The 16,025-nt window shown below is 61.2% G+C and carries 16 protein-coding genes and 1 pseudogene; 9 read left to right on the top strand and 8 right to left on the bottom strand.

The features are described 5' to 3' along the window. Positions 1-90: 90 nt before the first annotated feature. The 3 genes from Thiofri_RS09125 to Thiofri_RS09115 form a co-directional block, all read right to left on the bottom strand. A complete protein-coding gene (locus Thiofri_RS09125) occupies positions 91-309 on the bottom strand; it encodes a hypothetical protein (protein ID WP_009148359.1) in 219 nt (72 codons plus the stop codon). A 384-nt stretch (positions 310-693) separates the two neighbouring features. Beyond that, positions 694-1,164 carry a PIN domain-containing protein gene (locus Thiofri_RS09120; protein ID WP_009148358.1) on the bottom strand — a complete coding sequence of 157 codons (471 nt, stop codon included), beginning with the start codon at positions 1,162-1,164 and terminating at the stop codon, positions 694-696. After that, positions 1,161-2,267, bottom strand: a complete 1,107-nt coding sequence (locus tag Thiofri_RS09115) for an ImmA/IrrE family metallo-endopeptidase (protein ID WP_223296726.1) — start codon at positions 2,265-2,267, stop codon at positions 1,161-1,163. The genes Thiofri_RS09120 and Thiofri_RS09115 overlap by 4 nt, the downstream gene beginning before the upstream one ends. 407 nt (positions 2,268-2,674) lie before the next feature. On the opposite strand from Thiofri_RS09115, the pseudogene Thiofri_RS09110 reads away from it, so the two are divergent. After that, positions 2,675-2,824, top strand: a pseudogene (locus tag Thiofri_RS09110) (efflux RND transporter permease subunit); the annotation flags it as partial. Positions 2,825-2,952: 128 nt separating this feature from the next. Here the strand turns inward: Thiofri_RS09110 and Thiofri_RS09105 are convergent. Beyond that, entirely contained in the window at positions 2,953-3,411 is a 459-nt protein-coding gene (locus Thiofri_RS09105) for a hypothetical protein (protein WP_009148356.1), read from the bottom strand. 252 nt (positions 3,412-3,663) lie between these two features. Here Thiofri_RS09105 and Thiofri_RS09100 point away from each other — a divergent pair, with 252 nt between their 5' ends. Together Thiofri_RS09100 and Thiofri_RS09095 are read left to right on the top strand one after the other, a co-directional pair. Continuing rightward, positions 3,664-4,911 carry a cytochrome-c peroxidase gene (locus tag Thiofri_RS09100; RefSeq protein WP_009148355.1) on the top strand — a complete coding sequence of 416 codons (1,248 nt, stop codon included), beginning with the start codon at positions 3,664-3,666 and terminating at the stop codon, positions 4,909-4,911. 41 nt (positions 4,912-4,952) lie between these two features. Continuing rightward, positions 4,953-5,309: a BolA family protein gene (locus Thiofri_RS09095; RefSeq protein ID WP_009148354.1), complete on the top strand. Its 357-nt coding sequence runs from the start codon at positions 4,953-4,955 to the stop codon at positions 5,307-5,309. A 6-nt stretch (positions 5,310-5,315) separates the two neighbouring features. On the opposite strand, the gene Thiofri_RS09090 is transcribed toward Thiofri_RS09095, so the two are convergent. The 4 genes from Thiofri_RS09090 to Thiofri_RS09075 form a co-directional block, all read right to left on the bottom strand. Then, the gene (locus Thiofri_RS09090) at positions 5,316-6,668 is read right to left on the bottom strand and encodes an alanine/glycine:cation symporter family protein (RefSeq protein WP_009148353.1); all 1,353 of its coding nucleotides are present in this window, start codon (positions 6,666-6,668) and stop codon (positions 5,316-5,318) included. Between the two features lie 81 nt (positions 6,669-6,749). Further along, positions 6,750-8,105, bottom strand: coding sequence for a replication-associated recombination protein A (locus tag Thiofri_RS09085; protein WP_009148352.1), 1,356 nt, complete (start codon positions 8,103-8,105; stop codon positions 6,750-6,752). Between the two features lie 45 nt (positions 8,106-8,150). Continuing rightward, positions 8,151-8,795, bottom strand: a complete 645-nt coding sequence (gene lolA / locus Thiofri_RS09080) for an outer membrane lipoprotein chaperone LolA (RefSeq protein WP_009148351.1) — start codon at positions 8,793-8,795, stop codon at positions 8,151-8,153. 44 nt (positions 8,796-8,839) lie between these two features. After that, entirely contained in the window at positions 8,840-11,341 is a 2,502-nt protein-coding gene (locus Thiofri_RS09075; RefSeq protein ID WP_009148350.1) for a DNA translocase FtsK, read from the bottom strand. A gap of 179 nt (positions 11,342-11,520) precedes the next feature. On the opposite strand from Thiofri_RS09075, the gene trxB reads away from it, so the two are divergent. From trxB to infA, 6 genes are all read left to right on the top strand, one after another. Further along, a complete protein-coding gene (trxB, locus tag Thiofri_RS09070; RefSeq protein WP_009148349.1) occupies positions 11,521-12,486 on the top strand; it encodes a thioredoxin-disulfide reductase in 966 nt (321 codons plus the stop codon). Positions 12,487-12,506: 20 nt separating this feature from the next. Then, positions 12,507-12,845 carry a hypothetical protein gene (locus Thiofri_RS09065; protein ID WP_009148348.1) on the top strand — a complete coding sequence of 113 codons (339 nt, stop codon included), beginning with the start codon at positions 12,507-12,509 and terminating at the stop codon, positions 12,843-12,845. Positions 12,846-12,890: 45 nt separating this feature from the next. Next, positions 12,891-14,039, top strand: coding sequence for a GNAT family N-acetyltransferase (locus Thiofri_RS09060; RefSeq protein WP_009148347.1), 1,149 nt, complete (start codon positions 12,891-12,893; stop codon positions 14,037-14,039). Next, complete coding sequence (aat, locus tag Thiofri_RS09055; RefSeq protein WP_009148346.1) at positions 14,039-14,800, top strand: leucyl/phenylalanyl-tRNA--protein transferase; 762 nt, start codon at positions 14,039-14,041, stop codon at positions 14,798-14,800. Before Thiofri_RS09060 ends, aat begins: the two co-directional genes overlap by 1 nt. Next, positions 14,797-15,540: an arginyltransferase gene (locus tag Thiofri_RS09050; RefSeq protein ID WP_009148345.1), complete on the top strand. Its 744-nt coding sequence runs from the start codon at positions 14,797-14,799 to the stop codon at positions 15,538-15,540. Before aat ends, Thiofri_RS09050 begins: the two co-directional genes overlap by 4 nt. 264 nt (positions 15,541-15,804) lie before the next feature. Continuing rightward, positions 15,805-16,023, top strand: coding sequence for a translation initiation factor IF-1 (infA, locus tag Thiofri_RS09045; RefSeq protein ID WP_009148344.1), 219 nt, complete (start codon positions 15,805-15,807; stop codon positions 16,021-16,023). The last annotated feature ends 2 nt before the right edge of the window (positions 16,024-16,025 follow it).

The raw sequence follows: 16,025 nt of genomic DNA, 5'->3' as shown, positions 1-16,025 counted from the left end.
GCGACCGCGAGGCGCTCGAAGTCCTTGAGCGCACGCGCTTCGGTATGTGGTGGCCGCAGCGACCGACGATGGCGTTGAAGATGCGTTGGTTCATACACCAGCCAAAGCGTCTGGCCTGCTTTGCGGGTCGCTCGGCCCTGGCTCATAAATGGCTGAATCGAGATAGCGAATCTGTCCCTCTCGCCAGACAATCAAACGCGTCTTGGTCATCAGTGCCTGGCGCCCGACCTGTTCGGCGGCGCGCGCCATTGCCGCCAGCGAGACGGGCAGTAACGGATCACGCCCTTCGGAAATGGCTTTGCTATTCATTGCTTCTCATCCCAACCGACGACCTTTGGCGGCCCATCGGCGCTATCGAACAATACCCATTCATCGGCTAACGGCCGATAGACCTCGAGAAAATTGCGCCAGCGCCACTGCCATATCCGCGTTCGGCAGCTTTAGGACTGCTGATCAGGCATGCCATGGAAAAACTTTGCGCATGGGGCGGATCAAACGTTGGTTGTGCGCTGGCGGTGCCTCGAGGCGGGCGAGGCAGCGCGAAGGCAATCGATTTGACCAGCAATCGACCGTCTTGATCGTCGCCGGGCGTCTTGTCGTCGCACTTCGGGGTGCGATGTCTTTTGTCCGGCATCGTTCTGATCGATTGTTGTTCTCTGGGCATTTTTGGCCAACATCGGGCATTCGACGGTCTCAGAAGCTCCAGCCCAATGATTGCATGAAACCTTCAAGGTTCGTGCAAGGGATGTGGAAATGGGCGCATACATTCGGGATCTTTGCCGCATTCTCCTTGAATTGCTCTTCCGTGACCACGGTGCCTTGATGCACGCGGGCACAGGCGATGACAAAGGGGTCGGCGACAGGATCGCCCATCAGTCGCTGCCGCTCGCCGATCAATGTTTGAAAGTGCCTGATCGCCAGTATTTCCGCGACGAAGCGCAACTCCTCGGCACTCGGCGTGGTGAATATCTGTTTGCGTGACTTCAACCAGGCATTGGTGTGCTGGGCTGAATTGCCGCGCTGCATCTCGTTCCAGACTTCTTTCGTGGAGATCAGCATGCCGGAATTGACCATCCCGTCGAGCTCGTCCCAAATAGTCGTAAAAACGCCGGGGTAGAAATGCTTGAGGCTGCTCAACGAACTGGTGTCGAAGACATAGATCATGCACCGGACCCTTGCAGTATCCGTTGCTCAATGCCAGCGAAGTTCTTCGGCTTGATGCCCAGTAGATCGGATGCCTGCTCGACGGTGAGTCGCTGCCGATAGTGCTGTTGGACGACGGCTTGGGCGAAGCGCTGGCTCAGATAGGCATTCTGCGACGCAAACCAGTTGCCGCCGTCCCCGTCCTTCTGCTGCGCGGCCCACGTTTTGGCCTTCTCTTCGTATAATTTGCGCGGAAAGCGTCCCTGATCGACCAGAATGCGCAATGTGGTCTCGCGGCTTACCCCGTAGCGGCAGGCCAGCTGCGCGAAGTGTTCCTCTGTGATGTCCTCGGGATGCGGAGGGAGTCGCGCCATCTGCCGCCGGAAGTCGTCCTCGGGGATCAGAACAGCCGCCGCCACAGCGTTGCAGAAGCGTTCGATGGCCTGGGCCTTGCCGCGCATCCGGTCCACATAGGACGGATCGAGCTTGCCGATGCCGCGGACGTCCAGCAGCAGATGCGCCAGCTCATGCAGCAGGCTGAAGGTTTGGCGAGTCTTGGTGGTGCTGTTATTCAGGTAGATCAGCGGGAACTCGGCGTCGGTCAGGCAGAAGCCCGAGATGTCTTTCTGCTTGAAGGCGTTCTTAAAGACGAACACGCCTGCGTCTTCAATGGCCTTGCGCCACGCCTTCAGCGCGCGCTCGTCGCTCGACCAGCCGGCCTGGCTCTCCATGTCGATGCCCAGAGCGTCGCGGACCTCGTCTGCCTGACGGGCGATCGAGCGAGTGCGCGACAGGGACAGGATCTGCCATATACGTCGGGGCGCGGGGTTGCCACCCTCGAACAACTCCCCGAGTGCAAGCTGGTGGGCATGTGCTCGGCGAATCTGGAGATGGGTATCGCGCGAGAGGGTATCGAGATCGGCCTCGGGCAGGGTACGGAACTCCCACTTGGGCTGTAGCTCACGCGGTGGCTCCGGAAGAAAAAACACGGCAAGCGGGCGTTTGTAGATGCCGTAGGCGAGTTTCTCCAGCTGGGCATAGGTCGGCGCAGCATCCCCGGACTCCCAGCGCTCGATGTCAGCCAACGGGCGCTTCAGACGCTCGGCCACCTCCGGTATGGCCATACCCAGACTCTCCCGCGCCCAGCGCAGGACAGATGGTTGGACCGCGACGGTCTCTTGCCTAGGCATGGGGCTTGCCGGGTTGGATGATGCGTTTGCGATTCATGTGCAAGATAAGGCTAGTGCGATTGAATGGTCAGAGCCCGGGTCCACACCCGCACGGCATGTTATCGCAGCCGGGCGGAGCGAACCAGCATTGGGACCCTCCTGCACCTCAAAGCTGCAGCGGCAGCATCCGCACCACCGAGGATCTCGCGCAACTGCACTCGCAGTGGTTTACGCCTTTCTTGCCGGGAATATGGCCATAGCCCCCGCAGCTGAGGGCCTCGGCCAGATGCACCGTCAGCTTGGCGAATTCTCCGACCTCCGCGTCGGAGATATCCAGGCCCGCCAGATCAGGTCATCTGATCTTCGGCCCAGTGCCACTAATGCTCGCCAGCGGCCCGGACTCGGAGATCCAGCGCCCACTGGCCATTGTGATGATCGGTGGGCTGTTGTCCTCCACCACGCTGACGCTGATCGTGCTGCCGATGCTATATCGGCGCTTTGGAGCCAACTGATTATGGGAACATCCACAATCGATTTATCACTCTCTGGAAGGCAAAAGTTGCGAATTCCAACGCCTTGCTCTCCCTGATCGTCACCCCGGAAGCCGAGGAAGCCATCGCTTCCTGGCTGCTCAATGAAGTCAGCGGGATGCCGGCACGGCGGCAACCTGAACGCGGGTTCCCGCGAAGGGCTCCGCGATATCCGGTGCGGCAAAGTCAGACTCCTTTAGCTGGACAAAAAAGTCGGCAAACCTCGACTGGTGATTGGGACGCATGGGCTTGGCGATGGTGCTCGCGAGGATTTGGCCTTGGGCGTCAAGCAGAGTCACCTTCACCGCGCCGGGAATCAAGCCGCGTCTGGCAATGAGCCGCGACGCCCGACCGCGCAGGGTCAGCACCCCGTCGCGCTCATGAATGTGCACGGCGGACAGATGCACCCTTGATGAGTCGATGACCTCAAGCGCAGGCTGGGTGGCTGCCTCTTGCGGCGCTGACATGGCAGCAAGGGGCGCGAGAATGACGAAGACGGCCAAAACTTTGACCAAGCTGCGAGGCAAAGGGTCGCAAACATGCGGGTGGAAACGGGCATTGCTTGGCATGGGCAGTCCCTCCAATGAGCAGGTGACAGCGAATGACAGATCGGCTGATACAGGATACCGAAAAGACTAGCCACCCAAGATGAATTCAAGCTGAATGTCGGCCGGGCCGATCTCAGCCGGCTAGATCAGAACGCCAAGACCGGCTCATCAGCGTCCACGAGCGCGACCATCTTGCGCGACAGCCTTTGCACACCCAATATCAGGGTCAGGTAAAATACGGATTCCATTTTTGATTTAGGCGACAGGGTAATTATGCGATCTTCATCCACTCATAGCACTGCGCTGGCTGCGGCTGTGACGCTTGCGGTCGGTCTTGACTCAACGGCGCTCTCTGCCGCAGACGGGCTAAACCCGCTTGAACAGATTGGCAAGGCGCTTTTCTTCGACGCCGAGCTTTCGCAGCCACCGGGTCAGGCCTGCGTGAGCTGCCACAACCCCATGACCGGGTGGACTAGCCCCCAACCCGGAGACGACCCGGCATCGGCAATTCACGAGGGCGCGGTCGCCGGGCGCTTCGGCAACCGCCGACCGCCGACGGCGGCTTATGCCTCGTTCAGCCCGCCGTTATATCTCGACACGGAAGAAGACCACTTCGTCGGCGGCAACTTCTGGGATGGGCGCGCCACCGGCTGGCTGCTCGGCCATGCCACCGCCGAGCAGGCATTGGGGCCCTTTCTCAATCCAGTCGAGCAGAACATGTCCAGCGGCGCCGAAGTGGTGCATCGCGTGTGCCACGGCAGCATTGGCGAGGCATTTCGCGCGTACTTTGGCTCCGAGGTGTGCGACAACCCGGTTGCGGGCTTCAACGCCATCGCCCGCGCCATCGCAGCCTTTGAGACGTCCTCGGAGGTGAACGCATTCAGCTCCAAGTACGACTATTACCTGAAAGACCCCGAGCGCTACCCTCTGAGCGAAGAGGAAATGCGCGGCCTGGATTTATTTGTGCGCGAGGATAAGGGCAACTGCGCCGCCTGCCATCCGCACGAACCCGGCCCCGATGGCGAGCCACCGCTCTTTACCGATTTCACTTACGACAATCTCGGCGTCGGGCGCAACCCGGACAATCCCTGGTATCAGATGAAGGCCTACAACCCGGAGGGTGCCGATTGGGTGGATCCGGGCCTGGGCGCTTTCCTTGAGACGGTTCCGCGCTTTGCTGATCGGGCCGCCGAGAACATGGGCAAGTATAAGGTGCCCACTCTGCGCAATGCTGATCTGCGCCCGGCCGAAGGATTTGTGAAACGCTTCATGCACAATGGCGCCCAAGCGAGCCTGAAAGAAGTGGTGCACTTCTACAACACCAGGGACATCAAGCCGGTGTGTAAGGAGGTCGAAAACCCGCAACCGGGGAGCAACTGCTGGCCGGCGCCAGAGATCAGCGCCAACTTAAATACCGAGGAACTCGGCGACCTGGGGCTGACTGAGGCCGAAGAAGACGCCATTGTGACCTTCATGCGCACGCTAAACGACGGCTGGACGCCACCCGAAAACAATCCCTGAGGACCAATGCCCAGTGACCCCAACAGCGGAGACCAGCAGCGATGTCACGCAAAGAACGCATTCAAGCCCTGATCACCGAAACAATGCAGCCAAGTCATCTCGCGGTGATGGATGAAAGCCACATGCACGCCGTGCCGGCTGGCGCCGAGTCACATTTCAAACTGGTGGTGGTGAGCAATGCATTCGACGGCGAATCGCTCATCAAACGCCATCGGAAGCTCAACGCTCTGCTGAGCGCTGAGTTCGAGCAGGGTCTGCATGCGCTGGCCATTCATGCCTTCACGCCGTCCGAATGGCGCGACAAGGGCGAGGCCGCACCGGCCTCGCCCAAATGCCGTGGTGGCTCCAAAGCCAAACCGGGCACGGCGACTCAGGCAGACGCCGCAGCGCCGGCCTGAGTTCTGTCAGTCTTTTTGCGCCGCTGCCCGGTCAAAAAACTCCCGCGTCAGCTTGAACACCACTGGGCTCAGCAATAGCAGCGCGACCAGATTCGGAATCGCCATCAACGCGTTCAGGGTATCAGCCACCAGCCAGATGAAATCCAGGCTGAGGTAGGCACCGGCCGGAATGGCGGCCACCCAGAGCACCCGGAAGGGCAGGATGGCGCGCACACCCAGCAGATACTCAACGCAGCGCTCGCCATAGACGCTCCAGCCCAGCACTGTGGTGAAGGCAAAGAGCGCCAAGCCCAGGGTCACCACATAGGCACCGGCACCGGGCAATTCGTTACCAAAGGCCAGGGCCGAGAGTTCAGCGCCGCTCTCGCCACCAGTCCAGGCGCCGGAGGTGACAATCACCAAACCGGTGATGGTACAGATAATGATGGTGTCAATGAAGGTGCCCAGCATGGCCACGGTACCCTGACGCACGGGACTGTCGGTCTGCGCCGCCGCATGGGCGATGGGGGCGCTGCCTAGGCCGGCTTCGTTCGAGAAAATACCACGCGCCACGCCCATCTGAATGGCCAGCATCACCGAGGCGCCGGCAAAACCGCCAACGCCTGCCGTGGGAGTGAAGGCCTCGCGCAGGATGGTCATGAAGGCAGCCGGGATTTCCGTCACATTGAGCGCCAGCACTACCAAGCCGGCCAGCAGGTAAGCGATGGCCATGAAGGGCACCAGCTTTCCTGCCACCTTGGCAATCCAGCGGATGCCGCCAATCAGCACCAAGCCGACTAGCACCGCCATCACCCCGCCAGTCCACAAGGGCGGCACATTGAACTTGACCTCCAACGCATGGGCGACCGAATTGGCCTGCACCGTATTGCCGATGCCGAATCCGGCCATGGCGCCAAAAATGGCAAAGGCGACTGCAAGCCACGCCCAGCGCTTTCCGAGCCCGTTGCGAATGTAATACATGGGCCCGCCAACGTGGTTGTTGTTCTCGTCAACCTCGCGATAACTTACCGCTAGTACCGCCTCGGCATACTTGGTCGCCATGCCGACTAGGGCGGTCATCCACATCCAGAACAGGGCGCCCGGGCCGCCGACAGCGATTGCCGTACCAACCCCGGCGATATTACCGGTGCCGATGGTGGCCGAGAGCGAGGTCATCAGCGCGTTAAACGAGCTGATATCGCCCGTCCCTTCGCTGCGCCGGCCCTGCCACAGCATGCGAAATCCATAACCGAGCCGCCGGATCGGCATGGCCTTCAAACCAAAGGAAAGATACAGGCCGGTGCCCAGAATCAGCACCAGCATTGGCGGCCCCCATAACAGGCCGTTGAGAACGCCGACCCATTCCGTCACTTGCTCCATTTGCGCTTCCCCCTTGTCGCGAAACGAAAGCGCGCTAGTCTAGCTGTCAGCTTACGGCTTGTCATGGCCCGCGCCCGAATCCTATGTCTGTTCCGCTGCGCGATCACGCTCGGCCAGACGCGCAAGTTTCTCGCCGATGCGGGTCTCCAGCCCACGCGGCACCGGCTGGTAGTAGTCGCGAGGCTTGAGCTGGTCGGGAAAGTAGTTCTCGCCAGCGGCATAGGCATCGGGCTCATCATGCGCATAGCGATAGCGCGCGCCCTTGCCCATGGCCTGCATCAATGCTGTGGGTGCATTGCACAGATGCGCCGGCACCGGCAGCGAGCCCTGCGCGCGCGCATCGGCCAGCGCCTGCTTCCAGGCAATGTAGACGGCGTTGCTCTTGGGCGCACAGGCGAGATAGACCGCCGCCTGGGCCAGCGCCAGCTCGCCCTCGGGACTGCCGAGGCGCTGCATGGCATCCCAGGCGTTGAGCGTGAGTTCGAGCGCGCGCGGGTCGGCATTGCCGATGTCTTCGCTCGCAATGCGCACCAGGCGGCGGGCCAGATAGAGCGGATCGCAGCCGCCATCGATCATGCGCGCGAGCCAGTAGAGGGCGGCATCAGGCGCCGAGCCGCGCACCGATTTGTGCAACGCGGAGATTTGATCGTAGAAGGCATCGCCGCCCTTGTCGAAGCGGCGGGCACCGGCATCGAGCACGGCTTCAATGACCGAGGTGGTCATCGAAGGGCCAGGAACTTCTGGATTGGTGACTTCTGGCGCACCGCCCTGCCCTGCCTGCTCCACCCGCTGAGCGGCAAGCTCGAGCAGACTGAGCGCGCGGCGCGCATCGCCATCGGCGACTCGCGCAAGTTGCTGGCAGGCCTCGGGCGCGATACTCAGGCCAAGCTGGCCAAGTCCCCGTTCGCTGTCCCCGAGCGCGCGCCGGATCAGGGTCTCAAGCGCAAGGGTATCCATGGGCTCGAGCACATAGACCCGAGCGCGCGAGAGCAGCGCGCTGTTGAGCGCAAAGGATGGGTTTTCGGTGGTCGCGCCGATGAAGGTCAGGGTGCCGTCTTCGACATGGGGCAGAAAGGCATCCTGCTGCGCCTTGTTGAAGCGATGGACCTCATCGATGAACAGCAGGGTGGCTTGTGGGGTCAGTCCCTCGCGCAGGCGCTTGGCCTCGGCGACCGCCTCGCGGACTTCTTTCACGCCAGCAAGCACGGCGGAGAGCTGAATGAAATGCGCATCGGCTGCGTTGGCAAAGAGCCGTGCCAGCGTCGTCTTGCCGGTGCCGGGCGGTCCCCAAAGTATCATCGAGTGCAACCGCCCCGAGACCAGCGCCTGATGCAGCGGCCGACCGGGTGCGAGCAGATGGGCTTGACCGACACAGTCCTCAAGTCGCTGAGGACGCATGCGCTCGGGGAGCGGGACGGCTGGTGCTGAAATGGTCAAGCGTCGTCTGATCCCGCCGACAGGACGATTCGCACCTAACAAGCCTCAGTCAATTTGCAGGAAGTCCCCGCCGACGGGGCGCTTAAACTCAAAAAGCGCATCTGACAGCTTTGGGTTGCGTTTGATGTTGGTAAACATGAAGCGGGTGAGCTGACCGAAGCGGTCTTCCATCAGCAGGGTGTCGAGTTGTCCGTCGATGAAGGCGATCTGCAGGCGCACGACCTGGGAGTCGTCCGCTTTGGGTTCGAGTTCCACCCAGGCACGCCCATCGTCGCGGCTGAGCGGGCGCAGCTTGAAAAACTCTTCGACCGGCCGGTCGCTCACCAAAAGCTGGGCTGGGGTGCCATCGAGCGCGGCATTCTGGGAGCGGTGGCTGACTTGGTTGAGCTCGGTGTCTTGCAGATAGACGCGTTTGCCATCGGCAACGATGAGCTGTTTGGAAGGCGTGTCGTATTCCCAGCGAAACAGCCCGGGGCGGCGCAGAAAAAGCCGGCCAGCAGACTCAAATGCCTGCTCTCCGCTTGAGCCTGGTGTCAGGGTAACCTGGCGAAAATCGGCGCTCAGGCTGTTCAAGCCATTGAGGTAATTCTTGAGGGTGGTGACCGCATCAGGGGCGGCACTGGCGCTGAGTGAGAGAAAGAAAAGGCTGATTAACGAGAAGATTCCGGCGATTCGGATGCTTGGTGCCATGAGTCTACTGATCCTTTTGAGCAAGGTGACGACTGAGAAGTTTCTTAATCCTCAGAGGCCGGCGGTGGGGCCAAGACTTCGCGGTTGCCGTTGGTTTCGGCCGGTCCGACGACGCCGATGCGCTCCATTTCCTCGATCATGCGCGCAGCGCGGTTATAACCGATTTTCAGCCGCCGCTGCACGCCAGAGATGGACGCCCGGCGAGTTTCGACGACAATCTGCACCGCTTCGTCAAAGAGCGCATCCTTATCCTCGACATCACCACCGGCGCTCGGTTCCGCATCAATGCCGGTCAGGAAGTCAGAAGACTCCTGCAGCACGGTGTCGATAAACTCAGGCGGGCCAAATTGCTTGAGATGATCCACCACTTTGTGGACTTCATGGTCATCGACAAAAGCGCCGTGGACCCGCTGCGGAATACTGCTGCCAGGCGGCATGTAGAGCATATCGCCATGACCCAGCAACTGCTCGGCCCCCATCTGGTCGAGGATGGTGCGGGAGTCTACCCGCGATGAGACCTTGAACGCCATGCGCGTTGGCACATTGGCCTTGATCAGCCCGGTCAGCACGTCCACTGACGGACGCTGGGTCGCCAGCAGCAGATGAATGCCCGAGGCGCGCGCCTTCTGCGCCAGACGCACGATCAGCTCCTCGACCTTTTTGCCCACCACCATCATCATGTCGGCCAGTTCGTCGATGATAACGACGATGTAAGGCAGATGGCTCAGAGTCGGTGGCGGCAGGTCCGGGTCCAGTTCGCCACCGGCTGCGGCCAGGGCGACAGGATCAATAATGGCCTCGCCGGCATCAGTTGCCTGCTTGATGACTTTGTTAAAGCCACCAATGTTGCGCACCTTAAGTTCGGACATCAGGCGGTAACGGCGTTCCATCTCGGCCACACACCAGCGCAGCGCATTGGCGGCTTCCTTCATGTCGGTCACCACCGGGGTGAGCAGATGCGGAATACCGTTGTAAACCGACAGCTCGAGCATTTTCGGATCGACCATGATCAGACGCACATCCTTGGGCTCGGCTTTATACAACAGGCTCAGGATCATGGCGTTGATGGCCACCGACTTACCCGAGCCTGTGGTGCCAGCAATCAGCGCATGGGGCATGGAGCCGAGATCGGCCACCACTGGCTGCCCGCCAATGTCGGTGCCTAGCCCGATGGTGAGCGCGGAATCAGGCTTGCGATAGGCATCGGAGTTCAGCACTTCGCTCAAGACCACCATGTCCCTGCTATCGTTGGGAATCTCAAGCCCAATGACCGATTTGCCGGGAATGATCTCCACCACCCGCACGCTGACTTTCGACAATGCGCGAGCCAGATCCCGCGCCAGGCCGGTGATTTTGGCCGCCTTCACACCCGGCGCCAGTTCCAGCTCGAACAAAGCCACTACCGGACCGGGCTGAACAGCCACCACCTTGGCGGTGACGCCATAGTCGGCCAGCCGGGTTTCAACCTCGCGCGAAAGCTCCTCAAGTTGGTCTGGGGTGTAGCCGCGCCGGCCCGGCCGCGCCGGATCAAGCAGCTCGAACGGCGGGCACATGGGGTCGCCCGGCTTGACCTTTGGCGTCACGCTAGCCGACTTGGGCGTCGCAGAGCGATACACCGGACGCTGCGCATCTGACTGAGCTTCTGGCCTTGGTGAGTCCGCCCTCGTCGCGCTCGCGGGTGCTTGGGTGGCAGCTGGGATATCCGGCTCAGGCTCCCAAGGGACCCGCACCATCGTCTCATCGATAATGTCGGCCTCGCCGTCGAAGGCATCCAGATCGCCAAAGCTTGGGTCCGGATCATCATCTGCCCGGGGCCGCTGTAGCCGCCGATAGAAGCGGCCGAACCGGCCCTCCTCGGCCTGCTGCGCTTCTGCATACACATCCGACTCCAGATCTGCATCCGTCGCCATCTCGCCCGCACCCAGACGACGCAAGACCGCGAGCATCAGGGCTGTCAGCCAAAGTGTGAACTCACCGACCGCATCCACGATCGCCAAAGGCGACATACCCGTCACCAGAGACACGCCAATAAGCAGAAGCAGAAATAGAAAAAATACTCTACCAGTGCCACCAAAGAGACTTTGTGTCCAATCTGCGCCTAAGCGCCCAAGCCCGCCGCCAAGCCCAGTCGGCAACCACCCAAGCAGTGCGTCGAACTGGGCGCTGGCCAGTGCGGTGGCCGCCACCAGGGTCATCGCTGCACCCAGCCAGTGCAACGCCAGGCGCAGCAGGCGGGTTTCCGGCTCCTGCTCGCGACACTGAAATAGCAGCAATGCGCTGGCAACCAGCATCAGTGGAATCAAATAAGCAAAAAGCCCGAATAGAAAAAAGGCGACATCGGCAAACCAGGCGCCCGCGCGCCCGGCCGCGTTGCTGACCTGAGACTCAGGCCCCACATAGGACCAGCCAGGGTCGCCAGGCGCATAAGTGGCCAGAGACAGGGCCAGAAAGGCGGCCACAGCCACCAGCACCCACACCCCTGCCTCACGCACAACGCGCTCAATATAGTCACTAAAGGTGAATTCGCCTGTCCGGGTCGCCTGCATAATAATCCTCCGATCACTCTATTTATTATAACCTTATCGGAGTTTATTCGTGCAGTTTCGTAAAACTTTTTTAAAAAGTGCGGCTTCAAGGCTCGCTTTACCGCCCCGCTCCACACCCGTAAACTGCCGGCTATTCGGCACCTTGCGGCCAAATTGATACTTCGGGAGTTTGCCAAGCCATGAGCGATACCAAACACTGCCGGCTGCTGGTCCTGGGCTCAGGACCAGCCGGCTACACGGCGGCCGTCTATGCGGCGCGCGCCAACCTCAACCCGGTACTGGTCACCGGCATGGAACAGGGCGGTCAACTCATGACCACCACGGATGTTGACAACTGGCCGGGCGACAACGACGGCGTGCTCGGCCCCGACTTGATGGAACGGATGCGCAAGCATGCCGAGCGGTTCGAGACCGAAATCCTGCTCGATCAGGTCTCGCAGGTGGACTTTTCGCAACGACCGCTCAAGCTGACAGGCGACAACGGCGTCTATACCTGCGACGCACTCATCATCGCCACAGGTGCCAGCGCCCGGTATCTCGGCCTACCCTCGGAACAGGCCTTTCGCGGTCGCGGGGTCTCGGCCTGCGCGACCTGCGATGGTTTCTTTTACCGCAATCAGAAGGTGGCGGTGATCGGCGGTGGCAACACGGCGGTCGAAGAAGCCCTGTATCTGTCAAACATCGCCGCCGAGGTGGTGCTGGTGCACCGTCGCGATGCCCTGCGCGCCGAGAAAATCCTGCAACACAAGCTGCTTGAGAAAGCCGAGAACGGCAATGTGCGCATCGAGTGGAATCATGTGCTCGATGAAGTCTTGGGCGACAACAGCGGTGTGACCGGCATGCGCATCAAAGATGCCCAGACCGGCGCAACCAAAGACATTGAACTGCACGGGGTTTTCATTGCTATCGGCCATCAGCCAAACACCGGCATTTTCGAGGGCCAGCTTGAAATGGCCAATGGCTACATCCGCGTCCAGGGCGGCTCGGACGGCAACGCCACCGCCACCTCGGTACCAGGCGTCTTTGCCGCTGGCGATGTGATGGACCATGTCTACCGCCAGGCCATTACCTCGGCGGGCAGCGGCTGCATGGCGGCCCTGGATGCTGAAAAGTTTCTCGACACCCTTGAAACCCAGGGTGGCTAAGTGACGGATGCTGCATCGCCATGACTCCCCGGCAAACGCCTAATCATCCAGCGTCTGATCCGCAGGCCCTGTCCGCTGGTGCAAAACGCTTTCCGGCACTCGCGCTGGCGAGCTCCGGGATCTTGCTGCTAGCAGTGGCCGCGGGTGCCCAGCCGGGTGCCATGGGCACCAAATTTCCTCTGCTGGCCCTGCTCGGGCTGTGCGAGCTTGGCGTGCTGATCAATCTGGCCGGCGCCTATCTCGCCTTGCGCACCGCCCGGGCACAGGATTTCCGGCTGAGCGCCCTGTTGCTCCTCGGCGCTTCCCTCACCGCCTCCGCCGTCTTTCTGTGGCTGGGCTTCTGGCTGTGGCCTTTGTGAATTAGGCACAGGCAAGCCCAATTGCCTGTGCAAGCGGCTGGTGCCATGACCAAGCTACAGGTTCATACCTCGCTGAGCGAGATTCCGGCTGCGGACTGGAACCGGCTCACCGGCGATGACACGCCTTTCCTGCGCCATGAATTTCTCACCGCCATGGAGCGCCACGGCGCCGTGGGCGAGCGCTTCGGCTGGATTCCGCAGCATCTGGCGCTCTACGACAACCAAGGCGAACTGATCGCGGCCGCGCCCTGCTATTTGAAGTTCAACTCTTACGGCGAGTTCGTTTTCGACTGGGCCTGGGCCGATGCCTATCAGCGCGCGGGCGGGCGCTACTACCCCAAGCTGGTCATGGCCTCGCCTTACACTCCTGCCACCGGAGCGCGGGTGCTGACAGCGCCCGGTCCGGCGCGTGAACCCCAAGCTCAAGCACTGATTGCGGGCGCCCGCCAATTGGCCGAGACACTCGGGCTCTCGGGTGCGCACTGGCTGTTCGGCACCGAAGAAGAGCTCGCCTGGCAGGAGCAGGCCGGATTCATGCCGCGCCTTGGCTGTCAATTTCACTGGCACAACCAGGGATATGAGCGCTTTGATCATCTGCTGTCGCAGTTCTCGGCCGAAAAGCGCAAGAAGATCAAGCGCGAGCGCCGCCGTGTCAGCGATGCCGGGGTGCACCTGCGGCGACTGCCCGGAAATCAGGTCAGCGAGGCCCAGTGGGCGGTCTTTCATCACTTCTATGAAGACACCTTCGACAAGCGCGGCGGCATCCCCACCTTGAGCCTGGATTTTTTTCTGGACATTGCCGATACCATGGGTGAGCAACTGCTGCTGGTAATGGCCGAGTATCAGGGACAGACGGTAGCCGCAGCCTTTTGCCTGGTCGGCGCGCGCAGCCTCTATGGACGCCACTGGGGCTGCTCGGCTGACTTCCATAGCCTGCATTTCGAAGCCTGCTATTATCAGGGCCTTGAGCATTGCATCAGCGAGGGGCTGGCGCGCTTCGAGCCAGGTGCCCAGGGCGAACACAAGATCGCGCGCGGCTTTCTGCCCACTGCAACCTGGTCGGCGCACTGGATTGCCGACCCGCGCCTGCGCCAACCCATCACCACCTTTCTTGAACATGAGCGCGCGGCCATGCAGGAGTATCTTGCCGAGATGCGCCAACGCAGCCCATACAAAAACACAGAAAAGCCTTGATGCGTCGCCCCCGCAGCCTGCCCTATCTGCTCTCACCCAACGACCCGAGCGGCGCCTTCCCGGAGGTCGAGAACGCTCTGCGCGATCCCAACGGGCTGCTCGCTATCGGTGGTGATCTGAGCGTGCGGCGCCTGATCAATGCCTACCGCCACGGCATTTTCCCCTGGTACAACCCGAGCGACCCCATTTTGTGGTGGTCGCCGGACCCGCGCACCCTGTTAATCCCGGAGGACTTGCACATTTCGCGCAGTCTGCGCAAAAAGCTGCGCCGGCGCCACTATGCGCTCAGCATGGACCGCGACTTTCCGCGCGTGATTAACGCTTGTGCCGGCATCAGCCGCCATGGCGAAACCGGCACTTGGCTGCTGCCGGAGATGATTCGCGCCTACCGCGCGCTCAATATTCACGGCATCGCCCATTCGGTGGAGGTGTGGGAGGGCGCGCAGCTGGCAGGCGGACTCTATGGAGTCGCCATCGGCCGCGCCTTTTTTGGCGAATCCATGTTCTCGCTCGCAACCGATGCGTCCAAAGTGGCGCTGGTGTTCCTGTGTCAGCGTCTGAGCAAATGGGGGTTCGACTTTATCGACTGCCAGATGGTGACCCAGCATCTGCTGCACATGGGCGCGCGCTCGGTGCCCCGGGAGACCTTCATCCAAAAACTGGAGGCCTGTCGCGATCTGGCCGGCCAGGAGGGTTCCTGGGACGATGGCAGCTTGCATTACCCCGAGCCACCACACAGCAAGGCGCAACCCGCACCATGACCTCACAGGTGCCCGTTCACCCCAACCTTCGGCTTTATTTAACTGGCGACCACGCCTGCTCCTATCTGCCGGCACGCACAGCGCGCACGCTCTTTGTCGACCCCAATGTGCGCGTCGACCGCCACCATGCCAACTGGCTACAACAGATCGGCTTTCGCCGCAGCGGCGATCATTTCTACCGCCCGGCCTGCCGCAACTGCGGGCGCTGCGTACCGGTGCGGGTGCCGGTGGCAGACTTCCAGCCCAACCGCTCGCAGCGGCGGAATCTGGCCCGGAATCAGGACATTGAACTCAGAGCACAAACACCCGCTTTCGACCAAGAACACTATGAACTCTACCGCCAGTATCTCCTCGCGCGCCATGGCGACGGCGATATGGCCGAGGAGATCACACCGCAGAGCTATCGGCAGTTTCTGCTCGCCCCCTGGGCGGGACAGAGCCGCCTGCTCGAAATGCGCCATCGCGGCAATTTGCTCGGAGTAGCGGTCAGCGACCTGCTAAGCAGCGGACTCTCGGCGGTCTATACCTTTTTTGATCCGGAGCAGGCCGCGCGCGCGCCCGGCACCTTTGCCGTTCTGAGTCAGATTCTTGAGGCACGCGCCCTTGGACTCGATTATCTGTATCTTGGCTATTGGATCGCCGAAAGTCGCAAGATGGCCTACAAGGCCAACTTCCGCCCCATGGAGGCATGGACAGGCAAGGAATGGCGCTATCTTCGCGCGGGGGAGGCGCTCGGCTGAAAATCCGCCGCGACGATATCCCGGAGGCGCGCACAAGAGCAGATAACAGGGAATGCGCGCCAGCAAAAGAACTCCGCTGTGCTATACTTGATCAGCTTTGTGAGATCGGCGGTACTGACATGCGACCGCGCTAACGCTCATGGTCCCAGCCACCCCGCAGAATGAGGTGGCTGTTTCAGGGTAACAAATCGGCCGAACTTAAGATTTTCTGCCGTTTTCTCCACCAGATTTTCCACCAGATTCCCCCTACCCATTAGCTGACCAATGGCAAAAGAAGACGTCATCCAGATGGAAGGCACGGTCGTCGAGACCCTGCCAAATACCGTATTTCGGGTCGAACTCGAGAACGGTCATGTTGTCACCGCCCATATTTCCGGCAAGATGCGCAAGCACTATATCCGCATCCTGACCGGCGACAAGGTCACGGTTGAGCTGACCCCTTACGATCTGACCAAAGGGCGCATTACTTACCGGGTCAGGTGATT

The sequence above is a fragment of the Thiorhodovibrio frisius genome, from assembly GCF_033954835.1.
In the GTDB taxonomy this organism is placed as follows: Bacteria; Pseudomonadota; Gammaproteobacteria; order Chromatiales; family Chromatiaceae; genus Thiorhodovibrio; species Thiorhodovibrio frisius.
This window is presented reverse-complemented; position numbering and strand designations above follow the sequence as displayed.